Source organism: Marivirga sp. (assembly GCF_051117495.1).
GTDB lineage: Bacteria > Bacteroidota > Bacteroidia > Cytophagales > Cyclobacteriaceae > Marivirga.
On sequence record NZ_JBNPEF010000001.1, the window covers coordinates 30,325 to 55,021 of the forward strand.

Below are 24,697 nucleotides of genomic sequence, written 5' to 3' on the forward strand. Positions count from 1 at the left end.
AATAAATTATCAAATTAAAATTCTAAACCGATTTCTTGCTCAAAATACTCAATTACATGCATTTTAAGCAATTTTTCCTGTTCTAATAAGTCAAAATGCGGAAGTTTTTTAATTACCTTCCAATGTGGCCATCCATTTTCGTCTATTCCTTCTAATTCATAAAAACCTGAAAGACTTAAAACCTTGCAAATGGCAATATGCATTAAATCTTGTTTCTCCTCTTTGCTGAAATTATGAGGACCTTTACCCAATTCTTGAACTCCTATTAAAAAAAGTATGGCATTCATATCTTTTGGTTTTCTGCCTACCGAATCCTTTAAAGCCAATCTTAAGGCTTGCCATCTTCTTTCGAGATCAAGATCTTTTTTAATCATCAGCGTTTTCTTTCAAATACTCCCAATATTCCACTGCTCTTCTTAAATGTGGAATAACAATAGTGCCACCGATTAAATTGGCTATTGAAAAAACTTCAAATACTTGTTCTTCCGTAACCCCCATTTCAAAGCATTTTCCCAAATGGTAGCGAACACAATCATCGCAACGCAAAACCATGGAAGATGATAGACCAATCATTTCTTTGGTTTTTTTATCTACACTGCCTTCTGCAAAAGCATTAGTGTCTAGATTGAATATGCGCTTAAGGATTTTATTGTTGCTCCCCACGATTTTATCGTTCATTTTTGCGCGATATTCGTTGAATTCTTCTACTTTATTCATATATTAAAAATACTATCAAAATTGAAAATTTAATTAACCCGCAAAGTTAGCCGTTGTGAACTTAGGAAACCAAAACTTTAGCTTAATTGTATCAGATTTTTGGGCACTATTTTTTCCCAATTATTGTAGTGTCTGCAATTTAACCTTATCAAAGTCCGAAAATTTGGTTTGCAGTCATTGTCTTTCAAATCTGAACAAAACTAATTTGCACCTTGATCAACCCAATCAACTTCATAGGAGGTTTTTTGATATCCCTAATCTTAAATATGCTATGACTTATGCCTGGTTTCAAAAAGATTCCGTTATTCAAGAACTTTTGCACCAACTCAAATATGAAGGAAACGAGGCAATAGGGCTTTTGTTGGGGGAAATTTATGGGAAAGAATTATCCCAGTATTTCTCTGATGAATGGGATTTAATCACAAGCGTCCCTATTCATTACAAGAAACAAAGAAAAAGGGGTTATAATCAAAGCGATCTTATTGCAGAAGGAATGAGTTCTGCTTTAAATATTCCTTTTGAGCCTATAATTAAAAAAACAGTCAACAAAAAGAGCCAAACCAAAAAACACAGAATAGAGAGATTTGATAATGTTGAATCAACCTTTCAACTTATAAATCCGAATAAAAATATATATGAGAAAAGGGTATTATTGGTTGATGATGTGCTAACCACAGGCGCTACTCTTCAGTCTAGTTCTCAACCATTGATAAAAGGTGGAGCGGAAATATCCATTGCTACCATTTCCGCTACCAGAAATTAAATAGAGCCCATTAGGTAATTATTTGAGAAAAGAATGCGTCTATCTGATATTCAATTCCAAAAGCATATTTTGAGAAATTAACTAATAAAGTCTATATAAATTATTCTTGATTAATGGAATTTAGCATAGCCACTACATGGTTTCCTAAGGATTCGGCTACTATTTTTTTATATTCCGTTGAATTAGTAAACCCACCATCTTTATTAAAGAATTCTGCCATTATTGACCCCCAATCACTATTTTTTGGCATTATGAAACCAAATTCTTCACCGGTTTTATCGCCAGCAGGATGCCTTTTAATATTTTGTGCTTCTTCTATAGCAGTTAAATAGGATGAAAAATCTAAATAGGTAAAGTATTTTTCATTTTGGTTTACTTTTTCATAGCATTCCCTAAATGAATTAACGGATTCTATTTTAAGGGATGGAAATGAACTTGCTTTTAATTCCTTAGCTCTTTTTTCATGTGTTGTCCCGCTTTGAACAATTAAAGTCATACCAGAAAACTCACTGGAAATATTATTAAAGCTACTTAATTCCGAGACGGATTTGTTGGTTAGTAAAATAGAAACATTGGAGAAAAATGAGGGGCTAAATTTAACCTCGCTCTTTCTTGCTTGTGTTATTGTGACATCTGCTAAACCAAAAACCCCTCCATTGGCATTTTGAACACTTTTATAAAACTCGTTAAAGTCTATCGCATCCTTTGGCTGATGCACATTTACTTTTAAATCAACCGAGTGATTGTTTTCTACATATTCCACAAATTTATCCCAAATTTTAATGCATAGACCATCTAATTCTCCGCCATTTTCATAGATGAATTTTCCAGAATAATTGTAAGTAATCGTGACTTCTCCAGCCCCATTTGATTGAGTCTCCTTCCAACTATCTCCCGATAATTGTGAATTTGCAGTAAAGCTTAAAAATAATGCCGAAATGATTAATATTAGATTTTTCATATCTTGAAGTGTTTGATGTTTATCTTAAATATTTATTATATTCAATTTAAACAATTCTAATTTTAATTAAAACAGATATTAAATTGTTTTTGTTCTATTATAGAAAAAAGCATAGATTTATTAGACTTGGAAAAATCTAATTATATGTAAGAACTAGTGCTTAATTTCGATTCCAATTCGGAAAATTTATAACTTAAAAGAAGCATACTTATCATTCATAACTTATTGGTGTATGCTCATCGAAATCATGCGAATTTAGTATAGTGTGACTTATGGCTTCAGGTTGAAGAAAGGCAGAGCTATATTTTTTTGAGAAAAAAAGAAATAATGATTTCTGAATCTAGAACTTAGGTTTATCGGAGTTTTTCTAATATCAAATCCTGATGTCGGAGGTAAAGGATGAAATTTTCTAATAAGATATCAGAGGCTTCTTTTGCCTCTTGTTGAGCCAATACTTTTTCACATACTCTATAAAGCACTTGTCTTGATGATAATCCATGAGTTTTGGCCACTTTCATTATAAAATTTGAAACCTCATCTTCATGTAAAGCTCCTTCTTCTAAATTATCCAACCTATTGATTTCAGATTTTAAAGCTTCTACTTCTGCTAACTGAGTAGGTTTTTTTGATAAATAATCCTTATCATCATCTCTTGATTCAGAAGATTGATTTTTCATAAATTCATTCAAATCCTTTAAAGTATCTTTTTTCTTAGCCATGGTCATCAATATTTAGAGATGTGAAAGAATTGCTTTTGCAATCGGTAAAAATTCTTTTTCAGCCAATATGGTACTGAAATTAGCAAAAATATTCTTTGCTGGAACTTTTACATCCAATATTTCAGCATCCAATTCGGAAAGCGCATCTTTAACGGTATCAATTTTAGTAGCAGAATGAACCCTATTGGGCAAAATCAATATTTTCAAGCTTTCATTTTCTTTTTGTGCATGTTTAATATCTTCCACTGTTTGATAGGTTACCAGCAAATCATTAGGCGTTAAACTTGTAGGAACAATCACCAAGTCACTTTTCAAACTTAATTTTTTGATATGTTCATCTGTGGTTTTTCCAGCACTATCTACAACAATAAAATCCAGCTTTCTATTTTTCAATTCTGCTATATCATCCAAGGCCTTATGGTCTTCAGAACCAATAATAGGAAAAACTGCAGATTCTTTTGCGCCAGTTTTATAAAGTTCCATTTTTCTCAATGTATTGAGCGTATAATTAGTGTCGGTTTCCAACATGGCCAAGGAATGCCCTAAACTGTGAAGCATGGTGGCAAAATGAATAGCGCTCGTGGTTTTTCCTGTGCCGCCTTTTCTTGAGATAAATGAAATTATTTTTGTCATACCAAAAAATGAATATCAATAAAAATACATAGCTGTAACTCTTTTTCCAAATCTAGGTTAAATTTGCAAAAAAGATAATGAAGAAAAGTTTTAATATAGAGGAATTCAACGAATTAATAAGATCAAGGAGGTCTATTTATCCTGCGCAATATACGAGTGAAAGAGTAGATGATCGAATAATTGATCAAATGCTGGAAAATGCCAACTGGGCGCCCAACCATAAACATACGGAACCTTGGCGTTTTATAGTTTTCACACAGCAGGGATTGGATCAGCTGGGAAAATTTCAATCGGAAATTTATCAACAAGTTTCCACTGCCAAGGGTAATTTTGACGAAGCAAAAATGGAAAAATTGAGAAATAAACCCTTAATGGCTTCACATGTGATCGCAATTGGCATGAAAAGGGATGAAAAGCAAAGTATTCCTGTTGAAGAGGAAATTGCGGCTGTTGCTTCTGCCGTTCAAAATATGCAATTGACAGCAAGTGCTTATGGAGTCGGCTGTTACTGGAGCTCGGGAGGAATAACCTATATGGAAGAGGCAAAAAATGCCTTAGGATTAGAAAAAGAAGATAAATTAATGGGATTTTTATATGTTGGCATTCCTAAAGAAGGATTTTGGCCAGAAGGAAAAAGAAAACCCATTAATGATAAAGTAAATTGGGTAAGAGAATAATAGGTATATGAATCAATTTTGGCCATATTTTTCGATAGTAATCGCTTGGATGATTTTTGGAATTGCCCATTCAGTTTTGGCATCTTCTTTAATAAAGGAGAAAATTAATTTAAGTCCGGTAAATTATCGAAGGTTGTACAATATTATTTCCATATTTGCTGTCTTATTCATTTTCATATTGGGCAGTACAATTCAACCTCAATTTTTATTTCCAAAAGATCAAAGTAGTAAGGCAATCGGCTTAATTATAGCAACCTTTGGATTTTTATTAGCGAAGTTGGCTTTTAAACCTATTAGTTTTTCTGAATTTATGGGAATTAAATCAGAAACTAATCAAAAGCTCATTACTAAAGGAATTTATGGAAGAATGCGACACCCACTTTATACAGCACTAATTTTAGGTATTGTTGGCTTTGTCATTTTCAGCCCTACTTACACAAATTTGGTACATGCCATTTGCATATTGATTTACCTATTCATTGGCATTTATTATGAAGAAAAGAGGTTGTCAGCTCATTTTGGTAAAGAATATGAAGAATATAAAAGTCAAACCCCCATGCTTTTTCCCACTTTCAAACGATAAAGGATAAAATTTTAATTAAAAACTCTGACACTTTTTTGATAAAAAAATGGTTTATTTATTTGATTACACCTACATATTGCCTCGTTAGTCGAAATATGTGGTGAAAACTGAAAAATTAACAGTGAATTATTTTACTTTTTATGTTAGCAAACTACATTTGAAGTGTATATTTGCGCCACGCAATTTTAAATTCCTTTATGGAACTTATTCAAAATAAGCATTTTAGTCAAGAACAAATCGAGCAGTACAAGGAAGAGTTTGAATCTTCCAAACCTTTCCACCACATTATCCTAGATGACTTTTTGTCAACAGAGGTCGCTGAAAAACTCCATAACTTCTTTCCTGAAGACGAGCTTTTCAACAAGCCTAAAAAGGATAAGCATGAAAATAAGCTGGAAGGAGATAAGTTTGAGGAATATCCTCGCTTATTTAATCTGCTGAAGGAAGAAATTGCGCAACCAAAATTTTTGGAATTTATTGAGCAGGTGACAGGCATTAAAAATGCCTTTATCACCAATGATGGTTTCGGAGTAGGGATTCAAAAAGGTAAAAAAGGCTCTTTTGAGGATGTTCATGTAGATTTTAATATTCATCCAGAAAAGGATGTGCAAAGGAGACTAAACCTTCAACTTTACCTAACACCAAGATGGAAACCTGAATGGAACGGTGCATTGGAAATGTGGAACGATTGTGTTTCGAAGTGTAAAAAAGCCGTTTCTTGCCGATTCAACAGAGCAGTGATTTTCGAAGTAAAAGATACTTCATATTATGGTTATACCAAGCCTTTGGAATGTCCGGATAAGCAAGAAAGAAAAATGTTCTCTGCCACTTTTTACACTAAAAAGGAAAAAGAGGATATAACTTTTCATGACACTATTTTCCCTGAGCATCAGGAAGAAAAACCACAGCCCTCCTTTTTTGAAAGTATCAAAAAAGCATTAAAAGTAAGCTAAGCAATAATCATGGCCAACGTATCCACCACGGAAATCACATCCGACTCTATTGCATCCGATAATCCTATTCATCAGCGACTTTTGTCCGCTTATGTTTATGCACAGCCACAAATTGAAGGAAAATTATTGGAAATTGGTTGTGGAACCGGCCGAGGCTTGGAAATTTTGGTGAATTCTGCGGATCATTATACTGGAATTGATAAATATAAAAGCTTAACAGATCAGCTGCAGGCAGAATATCCCCAAGCGGATTTCAAAGCTATGCATATTCCACCACTAACCGGAATAGCAGACAATACTTTTGATACCGTGGTTTCATTTCAAGTAATTGAGCACATCAAAGATGATAAAAGCTTTTTGAAGGAAATTCATAGAGTATTAAAGCCAGGAGGAAAAGCGATTATTTCTACACCCAACAAAAAAATGACCTTGACCAGAAATCCCTGGCATGTGAGAGAGTATTTTGCACCTGAATTGGAAGCACTCTGTAAAAGCATTTTTTCAAAGGTGGAAGCCAATGGCATTGCAGGAAACGATAAGGTGATGGATTATCATGAAAAAAACAGACAATCTGTAAAGAAAATTACTCGTTTTGATATTTTAAATTTACAATACAGACTACCTGCCCCTTTATTAAGAATTCCTTATGAATTCTTGAATAGAGTAAATAGAAATAAGCTAGATCAGGCAGACAATTCCTTGGTGAAATCCATCACCGTAGCGGATTATTATGTGAATGATAATGCGGAAGAAAGCCTGGATTTATTCTATACTTTGGAAAAGTAAATGGCGAATTTTACTTCATTCCAGGCAAACTTATCCCTTTTAATTTTCTATAAAGGTTTATTGCATATCTATCTGTCATTCCACTAATGTAGTCTATGCAAATCAAACTGATTTCATAAAGACTGGCCGTATCAGTAATTAATTCTTGATAGGTTTCGGGCAATAATCTAAAAACAGTTAGATCTTTTTTACTTGATTCCTCTATGTCTTTTTGTGCAATGGCTGCACCTAGGAACTCTTCTAATAAGCCTTCCAAAACACGATGTCCAACCACTTCGGTTTGTAAAACTAAGGGAGAACGATAAATTTTCTGAACAGAAACCTCAATAATATCCCTTAAGACTCTTTTAGAAGGAACTTGGCTCATTAAAGATGAGTCAAAATTTCCGCTTAAAATATCTTCTTCGTTTGCAATGAAAACCTCAGCGCATTCATTGATGAGTTTATTAATGCAAAGCGCTCGTAAATAAGCGATTTTTTCATTTTTGCCTTTAGTTTTTTCTAGCTTTTCTGGCAAATAGGAATCGCCTAAAACATTGGCTAGCAAATCACGAGCTTGCTCATAAAGAACCCAACCCAATCGGCAACCATCTTCCAAATCAATTACATGATAGCAAATATCATCCGCAGCTTCTACTAGAAAGGTTAAAGGATGACGCACCCAGCTCATTTCGTTTGAAAGCCGAATTAAACCCAATTCATTAGCTAATTTTTCAAAATAATCCTTTTCAGTTTGGAAGAAACCGTATTTCTTCTGACTTTTTCGGTTGCTGTCTTTTTCAAAAAGATGGGCAGTTCTAGGGTATTTACTGAAAGCGGCTAAGGTACTGTAGGTTAATTTTATTCCCCTATTATCCGGTCTGTGGAACAACCGGAAGCCTTGTGCATTTCCTTCAAAGTTTATTAAATCTTCCCATTCTTCCACTGAAACTTGAGATTGTATCCATTTGCCTATTTGGCTATTTCTGAAAAAAGCTGAAATGGCATCTTCCCCCGAATGACCAAATGGCGGATTTCCGATATCATGGGCTAATGAAGCGGCCGCTACAATTGCACCAAAGTCAAAAGATGAAAAGCCCGATTCCTGCAATTCAGAGTATTTTTCCACTATGGATTCTCCCACTTTTTTACCGAGTGAACGACCTACGCTACTTACTTCTAAGCTGTGTGTTAACCGAGTATGAACAAAATCTTCCTCGGGTAAAGGAACTACTTGGGTTTTATCCTGCAACCTACGAAAAGGATGAGAAAAAATAATTCTATCGTAATCTTGCTCGAAAAATGATCGTGCAGAAGACTGATTGGTATTAGTGCTTTGCTCTAAGCGATTTGGGTTTAGTAATTTTAGCCAATTCATTTTTTCCATAGCTTAAAATTAATGGAAAGAATTGATTTAAGAATTATAGAATGGAGATAAAAGACAGAGACTTTCCATAAGTAGGCTCCTATGGAGCCAATAACAAATAAGCCTTGATAATAATATGCTCTTAAAGAAATTTGTATATTAAAGTTTCCGATTTATTTGTAAATCACTTTATGATAAGATGTTTTTACCTGTAATAAATTGGTTGAATTAACTTCTTGATCATTGCTTCAACAGAAGAAAAAACCCTTGGGTCACTTTGGAAAGAATCATCAGCATTGTAAAACAAAATTTTATTAGTTTTCCTGTCCGCTAGCACTAATTTAATACTAACCCAATTCAGTCCGGAACGACCTAATAAAATGGTGTTAGTCTGTAAGCTTTGTTTCATTACATAGTTTGGTTCATAATCAGGATGATAATAACCGTAAAAAAATGTAGCCATAAAGTATCTACTCTTATTCCCATGCCTATCATTTTTTAGCCATTCAGGTAAATGAATATTGTCCAATCCGCTTTTTGAGGAATCAAGGTCATTGAAAAAGGCAGTAATTTCATCATCTATATTTGGCTTTAGAAAAAAGGGCTCACTTTCCAAGCTGTACTTTCTCTTTAATGTTGAGCTAGTTGTTTCCGATATTCTTTTCGATACTTCTAATGATAGTTCTTCATCTGGTAACCGCTTGGTTTTAGATGCGGCCTCTACGATTACATGAGGAGATAAAAGTGCTAGGGTATCTACAGAAAGGCTTGAATCCTTGAAAGCGCTAGCCTGCTTTCCTGATTTACATCCATAATTGAAAAAGGAAAGGCCGATAAACAGAATTAGGTAGGTCAGAAATACTTGTCGCTTTGCTAAATTACCGATTCTCACTTCTCACAATCGTATTATCGATATACAAATTCCTTCCCGATAGGCTAGTGTAATATTCCCTCAGTTTTCTAGGAGAAGGACTATTAGTTGGGTATCCGCTTAAATTATAGAACGAATTGCCACATTCGCATTCCAGATATTGTTGGCCAGCATTCATGGAAACAATTGAACATTCTTTTTCAGGCTCATAAGGGCAGGTTCTTTCAAAAGCAGCATAATCATTTTCTGCTCTTTTGACTACAATCACTCCATTTAAGCCCACATCTGGTAGAATCACATTTTTTTCAAACTGTAGGCTTTGATAGCTTACCAAATCAAGATTTAGAGATAATTGAAAAGGATCTGGCAAAGGGAGTTCATCTACAAAAACCTCAGGGTTTTCTTCTCCACAACCCAAAAGAAGTACCAGGGGCACCAAGAAAACAAATGAAAATTTCTTAATTATAGTCATAGAAACCTTTGCCGCTTTTTCTACCGTGGTGGCCGGCATCCACTTTTTGTTGTTGAATTCTGCTTGGTCTGAATTTGCTGTCATAATAAAATGATTCAAACATTGACTTGGTTACTGAAAAGTTAGTGTCCACGCCTATTAAATCCATTAACCGAAAAGGACCCATTTTAAATCCCGAACTTTCCACTAATCTGTCAATTTGTTCGAAATCGGCTACATTTTCTTCCGCTATTTTTAAAGACTCTACATAAAAATGGCGTGCCACCCGATTAACGATGAAACCAGGTGAATCTTTTGCCATCACCGCCTTTTTACCCATTTTTTCAGCCAATGCTTTTGTAGTTTCCGCTATTTCAGGATTAGTAGCAGCTCCAGAAATAATTTCTACTAATTTCATGATGTGGGCAGGGTTGAAGAAATGCATGCCCACCAATCTATCAGGATTTTTTAATCCAGCCCCAATTTGAGTGATTGGAATGGAAGAAGTATTGGTAGCTAAAATAGTATTTTCAGCATTAATTTTTTCCAGCTCACTGAAAATATCAATTTTCACTTGTAGTTTTTCAACTACTGCTTCAATGATAACATCCGCCTTTAAATTATCTAATTCAGATATGAAACTAATGTTTTGAAGACAAGCATCCTTTTGTTCATTAGTTACTTTTCCTTTTTCAATTCCTTTTTCAAGGTTTTTGGTAACCGCAGTTTTGGCTTTATCCAAAGCCGCTTCTTGAATGTCGAAAATAATAGTTTGGTATCCGGCCATGGCGCTCATTTGTGCAATGCCCGAACCCATGGTTCCAGCTCCTACTATTCCTATGCTTTTGATGTCTTCTAAATTCATTTCTTAATTATTCTTATCAACTCAAATGCTTAAACTGATTTAGGAACCTCACATCATTTTCCGAGTAAAGCCTTAAATCATTTACTTGAAACTTTAGCATGGCAATTCTTTCTATTCCCATACCAAAAGCAAATCCGGTATATTCTTCTGAATCAATGCCACAATTTTCTAAAACATTCGGGTCAATCATACCAGATCCTAAAATCTCTACCCAGCCTGAATATTTACAAATATTGCAACCTTTCCCTTTACATATGTTGCATGAAATATCCATTTCGGCACTTGGTTCTGTAAAAGGAAAATAAGAAGGGCGGAACCTAACTTTTGTGTCTTGACCGAAAAGCTCTTTAGCGAAATAATAAAGTGTTTGCTTTAAATCTACTAAGCCCACATTTTTATCTACAAAGAATCCTTCCACTTGATGGAAAAAACAATGTGCGCGAGCTGAAATAGCCTCATTTCTGTAAACCCTTCCTGGTGCCAAAGTTCTAAAGGGGGGTTTTTGATTTTCCATAGTTCTGATTTGCACAGAAGAAGTATGCGTTCTCAAAGCAATATCAGGATTACTTTCAATAAAGAAAGTGTCCTGCATTTCTCTTGCGGGATGGTTTTCAGGGAAATTCAAAGCGGTAAAATTGTGGAAATCGTCTTCAATCTCTGGTCCATCTGCCACATTAAAGCCAATCTTTTGGAAAATTTCTACGATACGATTGTGCACATAAGTCAATGGGTGAACAGTACCTAAATTAACATTTGGAGGCAATGTCAAATCAATTGGGGCAGAAGATTTACTTCCAGCATTACTGCTTTCTAAACCGGCAATCAGATCTTTGAATTTTTCTTCCGCCTGTTGCTTTACTTCATTAACGGCTTGTCCATAAGCTTTTCGCTCATCAGGTGCAATATTTTTCATGTCAGCAAAAAGCTCACCCAAAACGCTTTTACGACTAATAAATTTTAATCTATAAGCCTCTAACTCTTCTTGAGTTTTGGCTGTTGCTGCTGATATTTCAGCTTTTAATGCTTTTATCTTTTCAGACATTGAATTTCAAATCAGTTTTAATCCTAAAAAACAAAGTTAAACGAAAATGGCGGAATATTAAACTAGAGGGGGGACTTGTTAAGAATATAGAAATGTATTGGCTTTCAATTTTTACAATGGTCTTATTTAACCACAATAGTAACAATAGAAAACAAAGGGTTTTCGCTAAAGCGAAAGCCGCCACTAGTGCATCATAAAAAAGTCTAATTCATATACTGTTCCCACCACTCCTGAAAAACGATTAATGCCCAAACATGTGCATGACTATCTTCAGGATTGTTTGAAAACAGCTTTTTTTTCAATGCTTGAATTCCACTCCAATCAAAGACTTCTTGTGAATTTATTAATTCTTTGCTCAACCATTTGTCATTGATCTCGCTTTTTAAATCTTTTCTGAGCCAATTCAAGAGCGGAACTTCAAAACCGTGTTTCGGGCGATTGTAAATTTTTTCAGGCAAAAGATCTCTAAATGTATCCTGTAAAATCATCTTTTTTCTTTTGCCATTCACTTTGAATTCTTCGGGCAAGCTGTTAGCAAAAGCGACTAAATCATGATCCAGAAAGGGGACTCGAACTTCCAAAGCATGTTGCATGCTCATCAAATCTACTTTTTGCAACATATCGCCTTGTAAAACCAACTCTTGATCTAACTGCAAAGATTGATTGATAGACTTTGAAGTCAGTGTTGCAAGCAAATTGTCCTTCCATAAATCATAAGCTTCAAAATCAACATCTTCCAAAACGGCATTTGATAAGATATCAGTAGTTTTTCTTGCAGATTGTAAACTCGCCAAGGCCCAATATTGAGATTGTACATCCAGTTTTGAAGCAACTGCAAACTTCTTTAATTGTCTAGATAGATTACCAAAAGGGTTATTTCTTGACTTGGGTAATATATTCCACAATGGACTTAGTGCGCTCACCAATTTTTCTTTTGCGCCCGGATGCCAAAGTCTATATAGCGCAGCATGTTTGTTATATCCAGCAAAGAGTTCATCTGCGCCATCTCCAGATAAAGCAACCGTAACATTTTCTTTAGTCAATTGACTTAATGCATAAACAGGAAGTGCAGAGCTGTCGGCAAAAGGCTCAGAAAAACTTTTGAGCATTTTAGGTAAATAGTCGTACAAATCTTCTAAACTTAGGGAAAATACTTGATGCTTGGATCCAATATGCTTTGCCACAGCATTGGCATATTCCGTTTCATCAAAATATGAATGGCCTTTATAGCCAATGGAAAAGGTATTTAGGTCCTCTACCTTTTGAGAGGCAATGGCTGAAATGATGGATGAATCCACTCCCCCACTTAAAAAAGTGCCCAAAGGAACATCCGCCACCAATCTTCTTTCTACAGCCTTTTCCATCAAAGCTTTTAGTTGGATTTGAGCGTCCTGGTATGAGGCCTGAAAGGGATTATCAAAAGTGTTTTTTAATTCATAATAAGTATTGATTTCAACCGATTTCTTTCTGATAAGGGCATATTGACCAGGCATTAATTTTTTTACCCCTTTCACCATACTCATAGGAGCGGGTAAATAATTCAATTGCAGATAAGTATAAAGCGAATTAGTGTCTATTGCTTTATCAATTCCGAATTTTAAAATAGCTTTTAATTCGCTGCCAAAAATAAAGCGGTCTTCATCTTCAAAATAGTAAAAGGGTTTAATGCCATATCTATCTCTAGCCACCAGCATTTCTTCTTTTTGCTGATCATAAAATGCAAAAGCGAAGAATCCATATAATTGGTTTAGTGCATCCTTTCCTTCATGAATCAGCAATTGCAAAAGCACTTCAGTATCAGACTCGGTTTCAAATTCAACTCCTTTTGAATTCAAATCTTGTCTAAGGCTTTTATAATTATAAATCTCCCCATTAAAAACCAATTGGTAGCGACCAGAATGAGCAGACATCGGCTGATTGGAATTGGGGGTTAGGTCAATAATAGACAACCGTCTATGGCCCAACGCCACAAAATCACCCACAAAAACCTTTTGAAAATCAGGGCCTCGATGTTCTAATGTTTCTGTAGCCAAAGAAATATTAGGAAGGTTAAACCTGCCAATTTCATTAAATGCAAATACTCCGGTTATGCCGCACATGCTGCGAAGATAGTTAATATTTTTTCGATAGAAGGTAAGGTTTATCGGAGAATACAGCTTGCACAATATTTTCTAAGTGATTTTTGAAAGAGGCTCTTTTCATTGAATTATATGCCTTAGTTACTAATAATCATCTAATGTGAATAAGTTTAGCTTTGATTTACGATTTATATAAATCTGAAATAATTTTGTTTTTAAAACAGTATATTCTATGTTTGTAGAACAAGGTGTCAAAACGTAGAATATGAAATTATCAGAAACAGAGGAAAAATTAATGGACTTGATCTGGATGCATGAAAAAGTTTTCATGAAGGATTTAATAGATCATCATCCAGAACCAAAACCTGCTAAGTCAACAATTGCAACTTTATTAAAGCGAATGCAACAAAAAGGATTTGTGGGCTATAATTTATTTGGAAATTCCAGACAATATTATGCACTGATTACAAAAGCAGATTACTTCTCAAATCGTCTTGGTAAAATGGTTAAGAATTATTTTGACGATTCGGCTCTCAAGTTTGCCTCATTTTTTACAAGCTCCGGAAAAATGAGCTATGAAGAGCTAGAAAAATTAAAAAAAATCATTGATTTAGAAATGAAACAAAAAAGATGATTAATTATCTGATTCAATTTACACTATGCTCTGGACTTTTTATTGCAGTCTATATAATCCTTCTTGAAAATGAAAGGATGCACAAATTTAACAGGCTATACTTGCTTTTCAGTCTGGTGGCCTCATTGTCCATCCCTACTTTAAATCTAGAAAGTCAAATTAATTTATTGCAAAAAGTGGAAGGAACGGTAAGCACAAATATTGAATTCCTTGGTGATGAAGGGAGTATGCCCTCTTCAAATACTGAAAAACATGAATCAGTAGGTAAAGCGCTTTTTTCGCTTTATTTGATTGTATCAATATTACTCATATCACGCTTTTTCATACTAAACTGTCTTATGATCAACAGGATTTTTAGCGCTAAATCAAAATCTTTAAAAGACATAAAGCTTATAGTTATTACTGGAGACATAGCACCCTATAGTTATTGGAGATACATTTTTTTAAGTCAAAAAGATCACAATAAAGGAGTAGAAGATGAAATAATTGAACATGAGCGGGCACATATCAAACAAATGCATACGCTAGACATCCTCTTTATAGAGTTACTGATAGCTGTCTTTTGGTGTAATCCCTTTTTATATTTCTATAGAAACGCTATACGTCTGAATCATGAATTTCTAGCTGATAGGGCAGTTTTAAAAAAGGCCAAGAATACAGCTCAGTATGCTGAATTGATACTTGAGCAAATAGCATTGGCTAAGAGTCCAAAAATGAATAACCCATTATCAAGCTCATTTCACTATTTAAAAACTAAAAAAAGATTAATTATGATGACCAAGAATTATTCAAAACAGCGAATTTTAATAAAGCAAATATTAATGATACCCATCTTAGTTTTGGCTATCCTAACATTCAGTAAAAATTCTATTGCTCAAAAAACAGTTTCCAATGAAAATAAGATAGTATCAAAACAAGGAACTGAAAGCGAGTCGGAATTGCAGGTCGCTTTTGACCAAATCATCAATAAATATATAGTAAAAACTGAAAACGGCAATTCTTCGCTTAATATGAATTTCACAGAGGAGGAAAGTAGAAGATTGCATGATATTTATATTAGAATGTCATCGAGACAGCAGGAAAAGCAGATAGTAAAATTTAGTAAGAGAAGATATGAAAAAAATATTCCAACTATAAGTCAATTTGAGGAGTGGAAAGATCCGGAAAAGTATGGTATATGGATAGATAGTAAAAGGATTAGTAATGATGAGTTAAGTAATTTTTCAAATACAGACTTTTCTCACTACTTTATAAGTAAATTAGAAAAGAATGCCGTGAATTATGGAGAACATATTTTCCAACTGGATTTGATGACAAATGCAGCATTCGAAAAACTTAATAATAGTCAAGATATTCGGATGAAGCCAAATCATGTAAATAAATAAAGGGTGTTTGCTAATATAAGCTAAAAAAGCCTAGCTAGCAATTTGCGTTTGATCTTTCAAAAGGCGTTCTGAAAATTTATTTTATGAGATTTTGATTGCATTTATTATTTTTACTTAATCTTTTGTTTTGCTTAAGCTTGGAAATTATGGTATTTTTGAATAAATTAATAAAGAAAAAACAAATTGTCTGATATGAATAAAACTCATCAAGTAGTTGGTCAAGCGGTCAAAATTGCATCAAAAGATGTGCGGATACCTAAGGTTGTGCGTTCAGGAACTGTTAAGAAAATAAACTTGAAAACTGTGACATCCGCAAAACGCTAAAAATCCGTTTTCATGAGCGTTAAATCACTCTATATAAAATCTGATTTTAAAAGAGAGAAAGAACCAGAACCATTTGAGAATAATCTTGAACCAGAGGATTATAGAAGTTCGTGGCGTAGAGACTATGCAAGATTAATACATGCGCCAAGTTTTAGAAGACTTCAAGGCAAAACACAGTTGTTTCCGGGAGTAGAGTCTGATTTCTTTCGCAATAGATTGACCCATTCCATTGAGGTTGCTCAAATAGCGAAATCAATAGCATTAAGAATTAATTATAACTACAATAAATATGGCAAGCCAAGGAAGAAAAAAGAGAAATCTTTAGGTATAAGTCCTGACCTTGTTGAATTTGCGGGACTTGCGCATGATTTAGGACACCCTCCTTTTGGACATCAAGGCGAAGAGGCTTTAGATGAGTGTATGATGGAATATGGTGGGTTCGAGGGAAATGCTCAAACCATTCGTTTACTAACAAAAATTGAAAAGAAGTTTAAAGTTGAGAATTCTGGCTTTATTGATGGGAAGGATAAGAGGGTTGGTCTTAATCTAAGTATGAGGACTATTGCATCTGTTTTAAAATATGATAGAGTTATTCCTGAAAATAAAGCTGACAGACTTGAAATTGCTAAAGAAGGAGAATTATTGCCTGTAAAAGGGTATTATAAATGCGATGAATCAACTATTAATAATGTTAAATCTGCGGTATTAAATAATTCGCCTCTTCCTCATGGCCAATTTAAAACCGTTGAGTGCACAATAATGGATATTGCGGACGATATTGCTTACAGCACCTATGATTTAGAAGATGGGTTTAAAGCAGGATTTATTAGTCCGATGGATTTATTATTTCCTTCGGCCACATTGATGGAAATGGTGGTTGAGAAGGTAAATAGAAACCTTGTTAAGGAAAGTATATCGAAAGTACTTACCAAAGACGAAGTTTCTGATATTATTCGAGAATCTATACTTCCTATCGATGGGTCAACTATAATTGACGGATATAGTAAAGAGGATTTAGGCGAATATTTTTTAGATTTTGCCGGTAGTATTGTGGATCTACAATATAGGACTGCAAAATTAATTGCTGGTGATGGTTCCATTAGAACTGGTTTTACCTCATCTATAGTAGGAAGGTTTATACGAGGTGCGAAACTTGAATTTAACAAAGATCAACCTGCACTTTCAAAAGTTAAATTGGATGATTCAATTAGAATTCAAGTTGAAATATTAAAGACATTTACTTTTATGTCCCAAATAGCTTCACCTCGATTAAAAATAGCTGAATTTCGGGGTAAAGATATTGTTAGCAAAATTTTCAATACATTGGATGAAGAGAATGGCTATAATCTTCTGCCTGATGATGTTCAAAAGGTTTACAAAGAAGCTAATGGCGCCTATAAAAAGCGAATAATTTGTGATTTCGTATCCAGTATGACGGACAGGTATGCTATTGAATTCTATGGTAGGCTAATTTCTGAAAACCCAGAAACCATTTTCAAACCTTTCTAATTTGTTGGCCTGAACATTTTAGATAGGGTACACTAAAGTAGACATACTAACATTATATTTTTTTCAATTTATTAATAAATCCTAAAAAATCCTTTCAAATTACTCTATGTCAATTTTTAAGACTTTAACAGTAGAATTAAACGTATCATTTTTGTTCAATTCTACTTTTTCATATGATTAATTCGCCACCCACAACTCAGGCTTTGCTCCCAAACTATGCAACCACTGACGATAATATAATCTGTATTTAGTCTGTAGCTCGATATATTTCATGCGGGCATTAACTAAACTCATCTGGCGGTAGTTAATTAAGAAAATACTACTTTCTCCTATTTCAAATTTTCTCAATTCTGCGGTTAATAGGCTTTCATATTGGGTTACTATATCCTGATAAGTTTTGAGCTGTTGCGCAATATTTTCAAAAGTATTTTCGTATTGGCGCGCCTTGTTTCGTATGGACAAACGCTTTTGTTGTAGTTCAAAGTTGGTGTTTTCCAGTTTGATTTCGTTCATCCTGAGTTCTCCCCTTGGCTGTCTTAGAAGCAAAGGCATACTAAAAGTCAAACCCCAATTATAATTGTCCAAATTTTGAATTTCACTGAAATTACCGGCAGGATCTTGCAAAAGATTATACTCCAAATTTAATTTTGGCTTTAGCTTTTCCTTTTTAAGTCTATTATCAATTTGAAGTTTTTGAATTTTATATTCACTTTCCCTAATAGCCGGATGCTCTTGAATAAATATTGGCAAACTAGCTCTTAGGCTGTCAATTTTACTTTGAGAAATATTATTAATGGCGGTTGCTTTTAAGTCAGACTCCTCAATTGGCTGGTCTTTTCCCCATAAAAACGTAAATAAATTTAATTTGGCATTGGCCAAATCTACTTCAAGTTGCTGGTTTTGAATGTTAAGGTTTTGTAATTGAATGGAGGCTTCCAAAGTGTCCACTGCTGGCTTGTCCCCTTGTTCATAAGATATTTTATAATTCTCAAAGTTATCTTGTGCCAGTTCTATAGCTTCTTCTATTACCCTTTTTTGATATTGAAATTTCGCAAATTGCCAATAATAGTTGCTTCCTTCCAACAAAATATCAATCAACATTAATTGTGCCTCGTTCTCAAAGGCTCTTCTGTCCACAAATGCTTTTTGTAATGCTGCCCTCCTATCATCAATAAATAAACCTTGCAAAACCGGTACGCTCACACCAGCATACCACAATCCAGCATTGGGCAATGTGGATTCGTTGCTCAAGAATTCTCCTGCCGTCCAATCATATCCTCCTTGAAGTGTAATCCCTGTTCTAGTGGCTAAGCTGATTCCTGATTCGCTATATTGATAATAATTCTTTTGGTCATAATACTTCTGTTTATTTTTTGAGTAAAGCTCAGGATCGAAATTGCCTCGGGCCGCCATAACAGCAAAGTCTCCCATTTTCCTTAGGTTCTCTGCTTGCTGAATCAGGGGATGGTTTTCCATGACCAATTCAAGAAAGTCTTGTTCACTTAGTTTTTCTAAACTAAGGGTCTCTTGTGCTTGCGCTGAATAATGAATAAATGCCAAGCAAAAAAAGGAAATAATAATATGTTTTAAATTAAACATCACTTTTTCGCTTTTCCATCAAGTTTATTAAGATCACTGGATTTACCCGTATTTTCAGGAGTATAGAAATTAGGCGGGAAGCCATTAATCTGTCTCCATATTTCGTACCAAACTGGTACAATATCCAATAAGGCCAATCCGTTTGCTCCACCACCAACTCGCAATGCTTCTGGCCATTCCGGTTCATCAGGGTCTTGTCCGATCAAAATTCTATATTTTCCATTTGGGCTGATAAATCTATCAATTGCCACCACTTCACCGCCAAAAGTACCATAGGTTATAATAGGCCAGCCAGAGAACACAATAGAAGGCCACCCATCAAAAATCAAACGCACTTCATTTCCTACATTGAAAAGAGGTAAATCACGAGGCATAATATACATTTCCACAGCATAGTCAATTTCGGCAGGCATAATGGAAACCAAAGATTCTCCCGCTTTGATATTTTCACCAATCCCAGTACTTACAGCACGAGTAATGTAGCCATCTTGAGGTGCAGTTACATAGTAAAATCCAAAACGAACTTGATAATTGGTCAATTGATTCTCCATCTTCACTACTTCTGCCTGAGCATCTTGGAGCATTGAGCGTGTAGTAAATAAATCAGACCTAGCCTTTTGTAATTTGTCCGTATATTCATTGTAGATGGAGTTGATTTCTATTTTAGCATTCAGATATTGATTTCTACTACTCAATAATTTGCTTTCCATGCTTATTTTTTTGGCCAAGGATTCTTGATATTTATTAGTCCTCAATTCCAAATCGGTAAGAGATTTCAATCCCTCATCATAAAGCTCTCTTTGCCGGCCTAATTGCTTTTCTGCAATGCTTAAATTGGTTTGAGCCGCTTCATAATCAATACTATCTGCTTGAATCTTTAATTCTGCTTGTCTCAGATAATTCTTGGCCTGACTCAATTTTAGCCCCCTGTTTTCTTCTATGGCTTTTATTTGACTGTTTAGAGCTTCTATTTTTTCTTCATAAAAGCCTAAAGATTGTCTTTTTGCGGTAATTTGTTCTTGTGTTCTTTCGATTAATTGAGGGTCGAAATATTCATCTTTAATTTCACGAATGAACAAAATAGTGTCCCCTCTTTCTACATAATCTCCTTCTTGTACATGCCATTCTTCAATTCTTCCATCAATAATGGAGTTCAATTCTTGTGGACGTTGAGAAGGGGAAAGAGCCGTAACTTGACCATTTCCTCTTATATTTTGAGTCCAGGGCAAGAATGAAACCCCAAGAAATATCAAGAAAAAGATTATGAGCAATCGCTTTAATATCTTATCGGCACGTATTTCTTTAAACATGCTAAAAGTAGAATACCTTTTGGTATCCACTTTATCTTTTATGGAATATGGACTGATATTAAGCATTTTTATTCAAAACTATTTTTTCAAACCAATCATGATTTTTAACTCCTTTTCCAGGTATATCATATAGTACTTCTCCCTTGTCCATACCAATTACCCTGTCGCACTTTTCTAAGATCGTGATATCATTACTGATCATTACTACGGTTCTTGTATTATCTTTATTACAAAGAAAATCAGCAAATTTATGCTTTTCTTCTTGGGAAATCATCCCAAAAACATCCTCCCAAAGAATTAAAGTTTTTTGTCCTAGGATACCTCTTGTCCACAGAATTTGTTGTTTGATTTTTTTAGGAAAGGTTCTATCACCAGGAAATAACATTCTTTGATATCCTTCAGGCTCTGTTTCCATGAATTTATCCAAACCGGTAATTTCAGCGGCCTTTTGTATTTCTTGCAAACTACTTAGCGGAGAGCCAATACTGATGTTTTCTTCTATGGTGCCCAAAAAGATTCCGCCTGAATTCATGCAATCTCCTATATTTCTCCTTACCTCGGAAATGTTGAGATCTCGCAAGGCCGTACCGTTAAACATGATGTTTCCTTTATAATTTCCATACCACCCCGATATTAATTGAAGTAATATTGATTTACCAGCATTTGCAGTACCGGCAATTCCAATTTTTTCACCGGACTTGATATCAAGCGTAATATCTTTAAGGAATACATGGTCTGAATCATGTTCTTTTAAATGGATGTCGCGCAATTTTATAGACATACCATCTGATTTGTTTAAAGGCTGGATTCCAGATAAAAACTCCTCTAATGGTTTGTCAGTTACTACGGCTATTTTTTCCACCGCTGTAAGAACATCATAAACAGACTCAATAGTGAAAATTATTTTTTCCACAGAGTTAATGATAAGAATAATGATGATTTCAGCCGCAACGAATTGACCGATGTTCATTTGTTGCTCTATCACTAAAATACCGCCAATCAGCAATAACCCTGCTGCCACCACGGCTTTGAAACCAATCATTAAAGAAAATTGATTGATTATAACATCAAAGTGCGACCTTCTTGCTTTTACATAATTTTGAGTGTTGAAATTATTTTTTTCCAGTGGCAAAGGAGAATCACCTGCCATTTTGAAGCTTTCTACATTTCGGGCCAATTCCTCTAACCAATGTGCAGTCTCATATTTATAATTTGATTCTCTTAAACTTGTTTTTAGTCCTTTAGGACCAGTTAAGCGTACTATTAAGAAAATTAATATGATTAAGAAAAAGGAAAAAATGATGAAAAAGGGATGATAAAATGAAATCAATGCCAAGCCAAAAATAATTTGGAAAAAGGCTGTTGAAAAATCAATTAAGATTTTTGCAAGCCCTTTTTGCACAGACATAGTATCAAAAAATCGGTTAATTAACTCTGGCAAGTAATCATGACGAACTTGGTCAATTTTAAATCTTGGAATTCTATAGGCAAATTCAAAGGATGCCCTAGTGAATATTTTTTGTTGTAAAACCTCATTTATCGTTAATTGCCTTACTTGCAAAATTCCATTAATGATAATCCCTAAAATCACCAAAAACACTAAAATTATCCAAGAGGTACTTACTTGACCTCCCATTATGAGGTTGATAATCGCTTGAATACCCAATGGAAGGGAAAGGCTAATTAAACCGGCAAAAATAGCATAAATATAAATGGTAAAAACCAAGCTCTTTTCGGGTTTTAAGAGGTTGAGAAACCTTTTGAATGGGTGTATTTTAAAATTATCCGCCATTTTAGTTTTTCAAGTTTTTTAGAATAATCTGATAAAATACATTTGAAAGTTCGTCTCGATCATACTGTATATCAGATAAAGAAGGCATATGTAATGCAAAATATTGTTGATGTAATATACCAACAATACTTGTGGATGCTAAGGTATTTGCATAACTAAATTCAGGATTAATTTCCGTCATGATATCAGCCAACCTCTTAGAAACTTTTTTAAATGTCAAAAAGAGCCCGAATTGATTTTCTTTGTCCACTTCCTTGGTTAAATAAGCCTTTGATGATTCGGATATAACTATATTGACTAATTGTTGGAAATTAAGTGCGCTGATACTTTTATCCTCAGAATCTGGTTTGCAAATTACTTCAATAGCCCTTTTTAATTTTGAATCGGTATTCGATAGGTTGTTCGTATGAAAGGCTAATTGAAGATCAATCCAGCTCCAGTACCAATTATAGAAGTAAAGTAAAAGTTTGTGCTTACTTTCAAAATAACGATAAATTGAACTTTCCGTGGTACATAAAGCTTTGGCTAGCTTCCCGAAAGTAAAGTTCTCTAATCCCATGTCATCTATCATTTCTAAAGATTTAGACAGAATTTTCCTGCCTAATTCCGATGAATCAGGGTCTTTTTGGAATAAATGAGGGTTTAACTCGATTTTTATTGATGAAAGTAAATTATCCACTGTTTTACACGCAATATTAAAAGTAATACTATCGAGAAACGGATAAAGACTATTCTTGTTTAGAAAATATTAAAATATTTTTTCAGGGTTTAAGATATTGTTTGGATCGAATACATTTTTGATGCCTCGCATTAAGTTTAACTTGACATCTCCCATAGCCATTTGCATATAAGGCCTTTTGGCTATTCCGATTCCATGTTCACCAGAAAGTGTTCCACCTAAGCGAACTACTTCTTCAAAGATTTCACCTATTCCCTCATTCACTTCTTTATTCCAATAGGCATCACTCAAATCTTCTTTCATGATATTGATGTGAAGGTTTCCGTCACCGGCATGACCATAGCAAACCGAATTGAACCCGTATTTTTCTCCTACTTTTTTTATGAAAACAATCAATGCCGGTAAATTTCCTCTTGGCACTACTACATCTTCAGCTTTGGTTAATGAATAGGCATTTACGGCAGGACTAACATTTCTTCTTAATTTCCAAAGTTCGTCTTTACGAGCTTGGGTATCAGCAAAAAGTACCTCTCCACCAGTATCAAAATCTTCCAGCACATTCAAAATGATTTCTGCTTCATTCATCATGACTTCCTCATCATTTCCATCTAATTCGATTAATAACTGGGCTTTAACGTGATCGGGCAAATCCACACTCACGGTCTCCCCCATCTCATTTTTTATATAATCTTGGGTTTTCACTATCGCATCTCTTTCCATAAACTCCATGCCTGAAGGAGCTACTCCTGCTTTAAATATGGCGGCTATTGCTCGGCAAGCCTCTTCATTACTTGTGAAAGGGGCTAATAAAGTCACATCTTTTTTGGGAAAAGGCCGAAGCTTGAAAACAATTTTAGTGATAATACCTAAAGTCCCTTCGCTTCCACACATCAATTGGGTAAGATTATAGCCGGTACTATTCTTCAATACATTAGCGGCCGTCCAAATGATTTCTCCATTGGGTAAAACCACTTCCATATTGAGAACATAATCTCGGGTAACGCCATATTTCACAGCTTTTGGGCCTCCTGCATTTTCAGCCAAATTGCCACCCAAAAAGCATGTGCCCTTACTGGATGGGTCAGGCGGATAAAATAATCCCTTTTCTTTAACAGCATTTTGAAAAACCTCCGTTATAACACCAGGTTCTACGGTAGCCTGTAAATTTAATTCGTCTATGGATAAAATATTATTGAATTTCTCCATGCTAATGACCACGCCTTTTTTAGTAGGTAATGCCCCACCGCTCAGTCCGGTTCCACCGCCTCTTGGCGTGACGGGGATCAGATGCTCATTACATTTTCTCATTATAGCACTGATTTCTTCTGGAGTGGAAGGTTTCAATACCACATCTGGCATGAAAGAATAGTCCTCAGTATGGTCGTGGGAATATTTATATTTGTCCTCATCTTGTAAAAAGGCATTTTTTGCGCCTACGATGCTGACCAATTCCTGAAAAATGCTTTGATTTGTAACTGTATCCATGAATTAATTGATTTCTGACCTTGAATTATGCTTCAACACAAATTTAGGAAAATATATTCCAACCAACTGATTTTATTGTTATTGATTGTAGTCTTCCTTTCAGGATGTGCGGCTAGTAAAAAGAGAAAGGTCAGGGAGAAGAGGTTGGATATTATTATTGAGACGGCAAGATCCTATACGGGAACTCCTTATAAATGGGGTGGAGTAAATCGCTCCGGAATGGATTGTTCAGGTTTGTTATATGTGAGTTTTAAGGCAGGAGACGTAAATATTCCTAGGGTTTCCAGAGACCAGGCAAAAGTGGGTAAGAAAGTAAAATTTAGAAAGCTGGAAGAGGGGGACGTAGTCTTTTTCGCTATGGGTAAAAGAAGAAGAAAAATCACCCATGCAGGCTTGGTGACAGAAGTAAGAGGTAAAAATGATGTGCGTTTTATCCATGCCTCCTCTAGTGTAGGAGTGGTTGAGGCCAATATTTACACTGATTATTATAAAAAGAAATTCAGGAAAGCCAGAAGGTATTTTTAGAAATGAATTTT

Annotated in this window: 25 protein-coding genes; 9 read left to right on the forward strand and 16 right to left on the reverse strand. The window is 34.7% G+C overall.

Annotated elements, in window-relative coordinates:
* Nucleotides 1–14: 14 nt before the first annotated feature.
* Together ACFE0M_RS00110 and ACFE0M_RS00115 are read right to left on the reverse strand one after the other, a co-directional pair.
* Complete coding sequence (locus ACFE0M_RS00110; RefSeq protein ID WP_434543700.1) at nt 15–374, reverse strand: hypothetical protein; 360 nt, start codon at nt 372–374, stop codon at nt 15–17.
* Nucleotides 367–717 carry a carboxymuconolactone decarboxylase family protein gene (locus ACFE0M_RS00115; protein WP_434543701.1) on the reverse strand — a complete coding sequence of 117 codons (351 nt, stop codon included), beginning with the start codon at nt 715–717 and terminating at the stop codon, nt 367–369. The genes ACFE0M_RS00110 and ACFE0M_RS00115 overlap by 8 nt, the downstream gene beginning before the upstream one ends.
* 205 nt (nt 718–922) lie before the next feature.
* Here ACFE0M_RS00115 and ACFE0M_RS00120 point away from each other — a divergent pair, with 205 nt between their 5' ends.
* Nucleotides 923–1,480 (forward strand): ComF family protein, encoded by a 558-nt coding sequence (locus ACFE0M_RS00120; RefSeq protein ID WP_434543702.1) that lies wholly within the window; start codon nt 923–925, stop codon nt 1,478–1,480.
* 100 nt (nt 1,481–1,580) lie between these two features.
* Here the strand turns inward: ACFE0M_RS00120 and ACFE0M_RS00125 are convergent, their stop codons facing one another.
* From ACFE0M_RS00125 to ACFE0M_RS00135, 3 genes are all read right to left on the reverse strand, one after another.
* Nucleotides 1,581–2,441, reverse strand: a complete 861-nt coding sequence (locus ACFE0M_RS00125; RefSeq protein ID WP_434543703.1) for a substrate-binding periplasmic protein — start codon at nt 2,439–2,441, stop codon at nt 1,581–1,583.
* 353 nt (nt 2,442–2,794) lie between these two features.
* Complete coding sequence (locus ACFE0M_RS00130; protein WP_434543704.1) at nt 2,795–3,160, reverse strand: hypothetical protein; 366 nt, start codon at nt 3,158–3,160, stop codon at nt 2,795–2,797.
* Between the two features lie 12 nt (nt 3,161–3,172).
* Nucleotides 3,173–3,793 (reverse strand): division plane positioning ATPase MipZ, encoded by a 621-nt coding sequence (locus tag ACFE0M_RS00135; RefSeq protein WP_434543705.1) that lies wholly within the window; start codon nt 3,791–3,793, stop codon nt 3,173–3,175.
* 77 nt (nt 3,794–3,870) lie between these two features.
* Here ACFE0M_RS00135 and ACFE0M_RS00140 point away from each other — a divergent pair, with 77 nt between their 5' ends.
* The 4 genes from ACFE0M_RS00140 (at nt 3,871) to ACFE0M_RS00155 (ending at nt 6,792) form a co-directional block, all read left to right on the forward strand.
* The gene (locus tag ACFE0M_RS00140; protein ID WP_434543706.1) at nt 3,871–4,470 is read left to right on the forward strand and encodes a nitroreductase family protein; all 600 of its coding nucleotides are present in this window, start codon (nt 3,871–3,873) and stop codon (nt 4,468–4,470) included.
* A 7-nt stretch (nt 4,471–4,477) separates the two neighbouring features.
* The gene (locus ACFE0M_RS00145; RefSeq protein WP_434543707.1) at nt 4,478–5,053 is read left to right on the forward strand and encodes a methyltransferase family protein; all 576 of its coding nucleotides are present in this window, start codon (nt 4,478–4,480) and stop codon (nt 5,051–5,053) included.
* 197 nt (nt 5,054–5,250) lie between these two features.
* A complete protein-coding gene (locus ACFE0M_RS00150; RefSeq protein WP_434543708.1) occupies nt 5,251–6,006 on the forward strand; it encodes a 2OG-Fe(II) oxygenase in 756 nt (251 codons plus the stop codon).
* Between the two features lie 9 nt (nt 6,007–6,015).
* Nucleotides 6,016–6,792 (forward strand): class I SAM-dependent methyltransferase, encoded by a 777-nt coding sequence (locus ACFE0M_RS00155; RefSeq protein ID WP_434543709.1) that lies wholly within the window; start codon nt 6,016–6,018, stop codon nt 6,790–6,792.
* 10 nt (nt 6,793–6,802) lie between these two features.
* On the opposite strand, the gene ACFE0M_RS00160 is transcribed toward ACFE0M_RS00155, so the two are convergent.
* The 6 genes from ACFE0M_RS00160 to asnB form a co-directional block, all read right to left on the reverse strand.
* Complete coding sequence (locus ACFE0M_RS00160) at nt 6,803–8,149, reverse strand: deoxyguanosinetriphosphate triphosphohydrolase (protein ID WP_434543710.1); 1,347 nt, start codon at nt 8,147–8,149, stop codon at nt 6,803–6,805.
* Between the two features lie 193 nt (nt 8,150–8,342).
* Nucleotides 8,343–9,029, reverse strand: a complete 687-nt coding sequence (locus tag ACFE0M_RS00165; RefSeq protein ID WP_434543711.1) for a hypothetical protein — start codon at nt 9,027–9,029, stop codon at nt 8,343–8,345.
* Nucleotides 9,016–9,480: a hypothetical protein gene (locus ACFE0M_RS00170; RefSeq protein ID WP_434543712.1), complete on the reverse strand. Its 465-nt coding sequence runs from the start codon at nt 9,478–9,480 to the stop codon at nt 9,016–9,018. The genes ACFE0M_RS00165 and ACFE0M_RS00170 overlap by 14 nt, the downstream gene beginning before the upstream one ends.
* Nucleotides 9,467–10,324: a 3-hydroxyacyl-CoA dehydrogenase NAD-binding domain-containing protein gene (locus ACFE0M_RS00175; RefSeq protein ID WP_434543713.1), complete on the reverse strand. Its 858-nt coding sequence runs from the start codon at nt 10,322–10,324 to the stop codon at nt 9,467–9,469. Before ACFE0M_RS00175 ends, ACFE0M_RS00170 begins: the two co-directional genes overlap by 14 nt.
* Before the next feature lie 16 nt (nt 10,325–10,340).
* Nucleotides 10,341–11,366: a phenylalanine--tRNA ligase subunit alpha gene (gene pheS / locus ACFE0M_RS00180; protein ID WP_434543714.1), complete on the reverse strand. Its 1,026-nt coding sequence runs from the start codon at nt 11,364–11,366 to the stop codon at nt 10,341–10,343.
* Nucleotides 11,367–11,569: 203 nt separating this feature from the next.
* Entirely contained in the window at nt 11,570–13,465 is a 1,896-nt protein-coding gene (asnB, locus tag ACFE0M_RS00185) for an asparagine synthase (glutamine-hydrolyzing) (protein WP_434543715.1), read from the reverse strand.
* 244 nt (nt 13,466–13,709) lie between these two features.
* On the opposite strand from asnB, the gene ACFE0M_RS00190 reads away from it, so the two are divergent.
* From ACFE0M_RS00190 to dgt, 3 genes are all read left to right on the forward strand, one after another.
* Nucleotides 13,710–14,078: a BlaI/MecI/CopY family transcriptional regulator gene (locus ACFE0M_RS00190; protein ID WP_434543716.1), complete on the forward strand. Its 369-nt coding sequence runs from the start codon at nt 13,710–13,712 to the stop codon at nt 14,076–14,078.
* 77 nt (nt 14,079–14,155) lie between these two features.
* A complete protein-coding gene (locus ACFE0M_RS00195) occupies nt 14,156–15,463 on the forward strand; it encodes a M56 family metallopeptidase (RefSeq protein WP_434543717.1) in 1,308 nt (435 codons plus the stop codon).
* A gap of 336 nt (nt 15,464–15,799) precedes the next feature.
* Nucleotides 15,800–17,296 carry a dGTP triphosphohydrolase gene (dgt, locus tag ACFE0M_RS00200; protein WP_434543718.1) on the forward strand — a complete coding sequence of 499 codons (1,497 nt, stop codon included), beginning with the start codon at nt 15,800–15,802 and terminating at the stop codon, nt 17,294–17,296.
* A 177-nt stretch (nt 17,297–17,473) separates the two neighbouring features.
* Here the strand turns inward: dgt and ACFE0M_RS00205 are convergent, their stop codons facing one another.
* The 5 genes from ACFE0M_RS00205 to ACFE0M_RS00225 all read right to left on the reverse strand — a co-directional run bounded on the left by ACFE0M_RS00205 (nt 17,474) and on the right by ACFE0M_RS00225 (nt 24,161).
* The gene (locus tag ACFE0M_RS00205; RefSeq protein WP_434543719.1) at nt 17,474–18,895 is read right to left on the reverse strand and encodes a TolC family protein; all 1,422 of its coding nucleotides are present in this window, start codon (nt 18,893–18,895) and stop codon (nt 17,474–17,476) included.
* The gene (locus ACFE0M_RS00210; RefSeq protein ID WP_434543720.1) at nt 18,895–20,271 is read right to left on the reverse strand and encodes an HlyD family secretion protein; all 1,377 of its coding nucleotides are present in this window, start codon (nt 20,269–20,271) and stop codon (nt 18,895–18,897) included. Before ACFE0M_RS00210 ends, ACFE0M_RS00205 begins: the two co-directional genes overlap by 1 nt.
* Complete coding sequence (locus ACFE0M_RS00215) at nt 20,264–21,997, reverse strand: peptidase domain-containing ABC transporter (RefSeq protein ID WP_434543721.1); 1,734 nt, start codon at nt 21,995–21,997, stop codon at nt 20,264–20,266. Before ACFE0M_RS00215 ends, ACFE0M_RS00210 begins: the two co-directional genes overlap by 8 nt.
* Before the next feature lies 1 nt (nt 21,998).
* The gene (locus ACFE0M_RS00220; protein WP_434543722.1) at nt 21,999–22,676 is read right to left on the reverse strand and encodes a TetR/AcrR family transcriptional regulator; all 678 of its coding nucleotides are present in this window, start codon (nt 22,674–22,676) and stop codon (nt 21,999–22,001) included.
* 69 nt (nt 22,677–22,745) lie between these two features.
* Nucleotides 22,746–24,161 (reverse strand): FAD-binding oxidoreductase, encoded by a 1,416-nt coding sequence (locus ACFE0M_RS00225; protein WP_434543723.1) that lies wholly within the window; start codon nt 24,159–24,161, stop codon nt 22,746–22,748.
* Nucleotides 24,162–24,188: 27 nt separating this feature from the next.
* Here ACFE0M_RS00225 and ACFE0M_RS00230 point away from each other — a divergent pair, with 27 nt between their 5' ends.
* Entirely contained in the window at nt 24,189–24,686 is a 498-nt protein-coding gene (locus ACFE0M_RS00230; RefSeq protein ID WP_434543724.1) for a C40 family peptidase, read from the forward strand.
* Nucleotides 24,687–24,697: the final 11 nt, after the last annotated feature.